The sequence below is a fragment of the Kitasatospora sp. NPDC059462 genome (assembly GCF_042749955.1).
In the GTDB taxonomy this organism is placed as follows: Bacteria; Actinomycetota; Actinomycetes; order Streptomycetales; family Streptomycetaceae; genus Kitasatospora.
Genome location: NZ_JBHYUU010000295.1, coordinates 1 through 339, shown reverse-complemented (window position 1 = coordinate 339; position 339 = coordinate 1). Strand labels below are relative to the sequence as shown.

Here is a 339-nt window from a genome sequence, read left to right as displayed (position 1 = left end):
GCCCGCCGCCCCCCCTCACCGCGCCCCGGGCCCCCCCCCCCCCCGCCTCCCCCACCCCCCCCCTGCCCCCCGCCCCGCGCGGCGCCCGCGACCGGGTCTTCGACGCGCTGCTCGCCCATCCGCTGGTCGGTCAGATCGAACTCGCCGACCAGCTGACGGACCGGCTGCTCGCCCACAACCGCGAGCACCTCCCCTGGGCGCGCGGCTGACCCCGGGCCCGACCCGCCCGTCCCCCGGTCTCCGGCCCCCGCTGCGGTGGGGTGCGCGGGGCGGAAAGCGGGGGGAGACAACCCACCCCCGGGCGGGAAAAACCCCCCGCCGGGCCCCCGACGACCAGCC

The 339-nt window shown here is 81.7% G+C and carries 1 pseudogene; it reads left to right on the top strand.

Annotated elements, in window-relative coordinates:
• Positions 1-209: pseudogene (locus ACFXAM_RS37065) on the top strand (6-phospho-beta-glucosidase); the annotation flags it as partial.
• Positions 210-339 lie beyond the last annotated feature (130 nt).